The sequence below is a fragment of the Eubacterium ramulus genome (assembly GCF_003122485.1).
GTDB classification, from domain to species: domain Bacteria; phylum Bacillota; class Clostridia; order Lachnospirales; family Lachnospiraceae; genus Eubacterium_I; species Eubacterium_I ramulus_A.
In genome coordinates this window covers 1-6,582 of the sequence record NZ_JRFU01000188.1, presented here as the reverse complement: position 1 = coordinate 6,582, position 6,582 = coordinate 1, and the positions used below count along the sequence as shown (strand labels likewise).

The 6,582-nt window shown below is 40.5% G+C and carries 5 protein-coding genes and 1 riboswitch; all 5 genes read right to left on the bottom strand.

Features of this window, described 5'->3' with window-relative positions:
- Window positions 1-207: 207 nt before the first annotated feature.
- Window positions 208-2,298 carry a response regulator gene (locus tag LG34_RS14845; protein ID WP_109216759.1) on the bottom strand — a complete coding sequence of 697 codons (2,091 nt, stop codon included), beginning with the start codon at window positions 2,296-2,298 and terminating at the stop codon, window positions 208-210.
- Between the two features lie 36 nt (window positions 2,299-2,334).
- The gene (locus LG34_RS14840; protein ID WP_109216758.1) at window positions 2,335-3,006 is read right to left on the bottom strand and encodes a substrate-binding periplasmic protein; all 672 of its coding nucleotides are present in this window, start codon (window positions 3,004-3,006) and stop codon (window positions 2,335-2,337) included.
- A 93-nt stretch (window positions 3,007-3,099) separates the two neighbouring features.
- A riboswitch (cyclic di-GMP riboswitch) is annotated at window positions 3,100-3,175 on the bottom strand.
- Between the two features lie 136 nt (window positions 3,176-3,311).
- The gene (locus LG34_RS14835; protein WP_109216757.1) at window positions 3,312-3,629 is read right to left on the bottom strand and encodes a helix-turn-helix domain-containing protein; all 318 of its coding nucleotides are present in this window, start codon (window positions 3,627-3,629) and stop codon (window positions 3,312-3,314) included.
- 457 nt (window positions 3,630-4,086) lie between these two features.
- Entirely contained in the window at window positions 4,087-4,863 is a 777-nt protein-coding gene (gene istB / locus LG34_RS14830) for an IS21-like element helper ATPase IstB (protein ID WP_109216756.1), read from the bottom strand.
- Entirely contained in the window at window positions 4,860-6,404 is a 1,545-nt protein-coding gene (gene istA / locus LG34_RS14825; protein WP_109216755.1) for an IS21 family transposase, read from the bottom strand. Before istA ends, istB begins: the two co-directional genes overlap by 4 nt.
- Window positions 6,405-6,582 lie beyond the last annotated feature (178 nt).

Sequence of the window (6,582 nt, the reverse complement as noted above, 5' to 3'; positions counted from 1 at the left end):
ATTACTCACCACTTGCAGAAGTGGGAGTCTTCTCGACTGAGATAAAATTGCACTGCCGCATCAATATCTTCATCTAAATCTGCTACCCTGACCGGGGCTGCCAGAAACACAACACAAAGAATACTGCACAGCAAAAGACTTCCACATTGCCGTATTCCGCTCTTATTTTTGTAACTCATCATTTTTCTTCCTTTTCCGGGAATTGTCTTACTGCATTTTTTGTTTTAAAACCAATTGCAAAGTATCCTCTATTTTTTTACTGTCAATGGGTTTTGCAATATGTGCATTCATTCCGGTATCTATGCAGTCCCTGATATCATCCTGAAATGCATTCGCTGTCATCGCAATGATGGGTATCTCTTTTGTATCTTTACGGTTCAATGTCCTTATCTGTCTGGCTGCTTCTAATCCATCCATTACCGGCATCATCATATCCATAAAAATAAAATCAAATCTGCCCGGAACTGACTGGGAAACAATATCCACAGCCTCCTTGCCATTTTCTGCCGTAGTCACAACCATCTTTTCATCTTCCAGCAGCATTTTTGCAATTTCCAGATTTAGCTCATTATCCTCAACTAATAATACACTCTTACCCGACAGATCAGGCTTTTCCACTTTTTTTTGCTGTTCCTTCTCAGCATTATGATCAATCTCAAGTGGTATCGTAACGGTAAACGTTGTACCTACATTTTCTTTACTTTCCAGTTTGATTGTTCCATTCATCCTGTCCACAATATCTTTTACAATAGAAAGTCCAAGTCCGGCACCACTATATCCATTCGTTGTTTCTTTTCCTTCCCTTGCGTAGGATTCAAATGCATGTTTCTGAAATTCTTCGCTCATACCAAGTCCCGTATCAGAACATACAAATTCAAAAACCGCCGTCTTGTCATCACTTGAAATCTCATTGAAATACAGGATTACTTTACCACCGCTTCGGTTATATTTAACGGCATTTCCAGCAATATTCATAAGAAGGCGGTTTAGATATTCCTCACTGCCAATAACATATCTGTGATGAAAAGTACTCATGGAAACTCCGCCTTCAAAGCGGATACCATACTCCTTTGCATTTGTCTCAACAATCGAAATCTGTTTTACGAGCATTGCAACCAGATCAAATGGCTTGTGTTCCAGCTGTATTGTTCCAGATTCTACTTTTCCGATATCCAGAACATTATTCAGAAGGGACTGCAGATAGTCCATGGATTCCATTACCTTTGCTTTACATTCATCCAATTTTTCTTTATTGCCATAATAACGCTCTGATATATTGATCATCCCAATAATTCCATTTAATGGTGTCCGAATATCGTGGCTCATATGTCTCAAAAAATCTGTCTTTGCACTGTTCGCATTTTCTGCCTGCTTCTGTGCCTCTTTTGCCTTTTTCTCTGCAATTCTGGCTTTTTGGAGTAATCCAAGTATCAGTATCAGCACGATCAAAAAAACAGATACAACAAGCACCGTAAAGCACCAGAAATTGTCCCTTATAAACTCCTTTGCCGTAACTTTCTTCAGATTACTGTCATACATATACACAGCATTGGAGAATTTTGAAGCAGACATTGTTTTTATAGTCTTATTCAGGACAGACAGCAGAATGCTGTTTCCATGTCTGACTGCAAATGACACCATATCGCACTTTTCCAGAAAAACACTATGCAGTTTATTATCATCAGAATATTGTTTCAGCTTGCCTGAGTCCATAATCATGCAGTCTGCTTTTCCATTATATACAGCCTTTTTTGCATCCTTCCAGGTAGCATATTCCTTCACATGCCACTGTGGATAATTGTAGGAAACATAAGACTTCAAATCACTCTCTTCTCTTGGTATCGCAACCGTATTTTCAGCATTTTCATCAAAACTCTTTTCAACCGTTACAGCCGCCATATTATACTTCCAGACAGTATCTGTCAGATCATAGCCCAGGTCTTCGGCAGCGTTCGTATTTTGCATCACATGAAAAATCATATCAATTTCTCCATCATGCAACGCTTTTTGCATATCCTCTTGTGAATCATATCCCTTGATATTAAATTTCAAAGTCTGCCCTTTCAGGCAGTTTTGTGCAAGCTGGATGTAATCCGTGATCAGGCCGCTCACTTTTCCGGTTTCTGTATCAAGAGTACTGACCCCGCCATCGTTTATCAAATAACCTATTTTGATTTCTCCATGCTCTGACAGCCATTTTTGTTCTTCTCCCGTCAGAAAATATACACTGTCCACTGACAGAAACTGCTTATGCAGTTCATCTGCATAATAAGGATCATCATCTGTGATCCTTCTCATAGCATTATCCAGCTCTGTCTTTAAATCAGAATGACTCTAGCCAATCGCAAAATATATTTTTGAACTTCCGAGATTCGTTAAGGCCACCATTCCGTACCCATCCAGACGGGAATCCTCTAACGATACAAAAGCGTCAATTTCTCCGTCTGCAATTTTCTTCAAAGCATCTTCATTATTTGAAACATTGACATGCTGTGTATGCAGATCATATTTCTTTTCCCACTCGTTCAATACCATTTCCGACAGGTAACCCATAAGCACCCCAATCTTTTTCCCATTGAAAGATGCAGTGTCAGAGGATGAGATGTCTATATGATCGGGTTTTACATAGACATAATATCTTTCGTCTCCCATTGGAATAGCGGAAAAAAGCATAGTCTCTGCCCGTTCCTCCGTATAAGAGATTCCTTCTATCATATCCAGCTCATCATTTTTTAATTTGTCAAAACAATTTTCCCATGTACAATCTACATATTCATAGTTCCACCCGGTATAACCTGCGATTTTCTGCAGATATTCATATCCATATCCGCTTCTTTTTCCATTTCCATTTATCTTATCATACGTATCATCTGGCACACCAATCCTGACAACTCTCTCTTTCTGATTTTCTGCTGCAAAAGCATAAACCGGACAGATTGAAAAAAGGATGCAGCTGCACAATATAAAAATGATACCTCTTTGCAATACTGATTTATTCATTTTCATACTTTTCTCTCTCCCAGTAAAATTATTATAGTTACGCCTATGAAATAACACCACAAAAAAGCACTGTCATACAGACAGTGCACGTCATTTTATTTATGCAACTGGCTGCCATTTTACAGGCCCTGTAGCTTTGCGTCCCAGACTTTCATCTGGTTTGCCAATTTCCTTATTATAGCTTTTAAACTTATGCAAAAAAACTGGTTTTATTATACTATAGCGCTCTACCGTACACAAGAAAAACATTACCGTTTTAACGCCAAAAAATAAAAAAAAGAACAGCCGATACATATACTCGAACTGTTCTCCTACTTCCGAAGTCCACGCAGCATTGACATCACTGTTTCCTGCTCATTTGTATTCAGATCGTTCCATATCCTTAAAATTTCTTCCTGCTCTTCTGTCAGATTCTCCGAATTACCTTCCTGAAAAAACTGCGATAATGTCACGCCCAAAGCTGCACATATTTTTTCAAGTGTGATCAGCGACGGCAGGTTTTCCTGCGCCATGATCCTTCCCAGTGACGACTGGGAAATTCCAGACAGTTGCGATAATCTGTATTTACTGATATCACGCTTTTCACATAAAGATGTTATTTTATCCGCAATATACTTCTCTACCTGCAAGTAACTATACCTCATTTCCGCTATTACATGTTCTTATTGTACCTGTAATAATGAAAAAATATTAGCAATCAATTTTGCAAGTATTCATTCCCATTATAGGAAGTATACGGATAAAAAATATAAAGATACTTTCGTTTCCGCAAAAGTCATTTTCGCTTATATCACTTTTATAATAACACAGACAGTTATGTTTGTCACATAAAAGTTTGAAGCAGAAATCATTCAAGACTAAAAAAGCCGGAAGCCACGTTGTCACGTTGTCATCCGTGACCTCCGACTCTATTCTATCTTATACTACACTACTACACCGTCTTTACACCCAAATCAGCTCCTCTCTCCGGCTTATCTTTTCCCTGTTTTTCCAGATTTGAATATTACGGTGCGGCAGAGCCGCCAGTCCGGTGTGGCGAGAGCCACCTGTCCGGACTAACGGAGCCACCCCATTTTGTTTATTAAGTTACTTTGCCATTGCTGGATCCAGTCCATATACTTCTCTCATAGAGAGGTCTTTAGATGGGTCAACACTTTCAATATCGATCTTATAGGAATCATACGATATACGATCCATGATGGCATCGGCAAGAGTACTTTCACCATCACAGATTTGCTGGTACCATTCACTTTCACGGAACTGAGAACAAAAGATCGTTGAAGATTTTTTTCGTCTTTTATGTATCAGTTCAAAAAGATTCCTGGCTTCAGCTTCTGTCAGTTTAAGAAGCAGCCACTCATCAATGATCAGTACTATTGGCTTGGTGTATTTCTTCAGGACAGTCGAGAAAGTTCCATTGTCCCTGGCAGCCTGTAAGTCCAATAATAGATCAGGAAGCCGTACATACCGTACTGAGTAATAGTGCTTGCATGCTTCCATGCCAAAGGCACAGGCCATATAAGTTTTACCACTTCCGGTTGCTCCAGTAATAAAGATGTTCCGGTATTCTGTAATGTATTCACAGGTTGCCAGCCGGTTGATCAGTGCTTTGTTCAGCTTTCGTCCAGAATGGTAATCAATCGCTGCGATGCTGGCATCTGGCTGTTCAAACTCAGCTTGGCGGATCAGCCTTTTCAGACGATTGTTTTTGCGGTTGCTGTATTCGACATCAACAAGCAGGCCGAACCGATCTTCGAATGGAACTTCCTTCATTGCAGGATCATCCATCTGGATGCGGAATGCATCTGCCATAGCAGTCAGACGCATTTCAATAAGTTTATCGATTGTACTTTGATTTGTCATGATTTTTTACCTCCATAGTATCTGGCTCCTCTGGTTATGCCATGTGGTTTTACTGTTTGAGATGATTCTGATTCGGTATCAGGTGCATTCTTTGTTGCAACCAATAGATTTTTGATACTTTTATAGCTGGGTTTACCGGAATAAGAGAGCGCCTTAGCGCAGACCTGTTCCAGTTTTTCTGGCGAATATTTTTCTGCCAGTTTCAGTAATCCCATGCAGCTTCTGTAGGATTGCTGTTCAATCCTGCCGGAGGTAAGTATTGCATCGACAACCTTACTTGTGTTAATTCCAATCGAATCAGCCCACTTACGGAACCGGTCACCGTTCCATTCCAGATATTTCTGGTGTTCCTGCGGCATATGTTCTGTCACTGTAGAATACTGACCGCTTCGTCCATAGAGTCGTCTGTGAGAGGCAATACGATTGTGATTATAAAATATTTCAACCGTTGTATCTGTTATACGCACATCAACCTTATTTTTGATATACTGATAAGGCACGGAGTAGAACATTCTGTCTACTGCGATGTGATAGTTAAACTGGACGGTGGCGTGTTTCCACTCAGCCAGTTCAAAAGGTGTAGCAGGCAACGGAGCCAGTAATGGCATTTCTTCCCCAAGAAATAAACTGAGTCTGCTACATTCCTTTTTCTGAAATTTACGGGCGTTGTAGGCATCCAGTTTTTCACGGATTGAAGCATTTAATTCTGCAAGAGAGAAAAACTGCTCATTGCGAAGGGCTGCTGTTATCCATGTGGATATCTTTCCTACTGATCCCTCTACATTCGGTTTATCCTTGGGTTTCCGGACTCTGGCCGGAAGGATGGCGAGATTGTAATGTTCTGCCATCTCATGATAAGTTGTGTTTAAGGCAGTGTTGTACCAGTCACTCTTTTTATGATTCACTGCGGTTGTACAGTTATCAGAAACGAGCATAGGTGTGACACCTCCAAAGAAATCAAACATCTGGACATGAGCTTTGATCCAGTTGTCAGTTTTCTCATTCATATATGCTTTTACAAAAGCATACTGACTGTAAGTTAATACACCTACAAATATCCATGCATCTGTCATTTCTCCGGTGTCCGGATCAATGATGTGGGCAGGGTCACCGGCCCAGTCAACTTCAATCTGTTCACCTGGTTTTCTTGGGATATGCATGGTAGCCCTACGTTTTTCTTCATCCTTCTGGATGTAGTAGCAGAACTGAGAATACATTAGAGGCTCTTCGCTGCTCATGCGGCACTCCTCACAGTATTCTACCCAGAGAAGCTTTTTGTTTACACCATTTCGCAGAAGTTCTTTGCGAATGTAGTCAAAGTTTGGCATGCGTTTATTCGTTGCCGACTTATCCTTAGGAAACATCAGCTCCTCTAGTGCGCTGTCGGTCATGTCGAAATCCAGCGGCCATGAAAGCTTGATTTCCGCTGCCTTTTTTAAAACCTTAGCGACTGTGTTTCTGGATACACCGCAACTCTGTGCGATGTTCCTCTCACTGAATCCTAAGCTTTTCAAGCGTAGGATTTCACGATACTTGGTCATAACTTACGACCTCCTTTATCTGTATTCACACCAAAGGTGTGTATTTACAGTATAAAGGAAATATATGTAATAGAGCCCAATAAGGTGGCTCTGAATTACCGGAATATATGGCTCTCATTCTCCGGAATGGTGGCTCTCAAAGTCCGGACAGGTGGCTCAAAGAGCCCCGGAATAATCA

Coding starts and splice junctions, on each gene's coding strand:
- LG34_RS14845 (WP_109216759.1), bottom strand. CDS start 2,298: ATGAGAAGGATCACAGATGATGATCCTTATTATGCAGATGAACTGCAT.
- LG34_RS14840 (WP_109216758.1), bottom strand. CDS start 3,006: ATGAAAATGAATAAATCAGTATTGCAAAGAGGTATCATTTTTATATTG.
- istB (WP_109216756.1), bottom strand. CDS start 4,863: ATGACAAATCAAAGTACAATCGATAAACTTATTGAAATGCGTCTGACT.
- istA (WP_109216755.1), bottom strand. CDS start 6,404: ATGACCAAGTATCGTGAAATCCTACGCTTGAAAAGCTTAGGATTCAGT.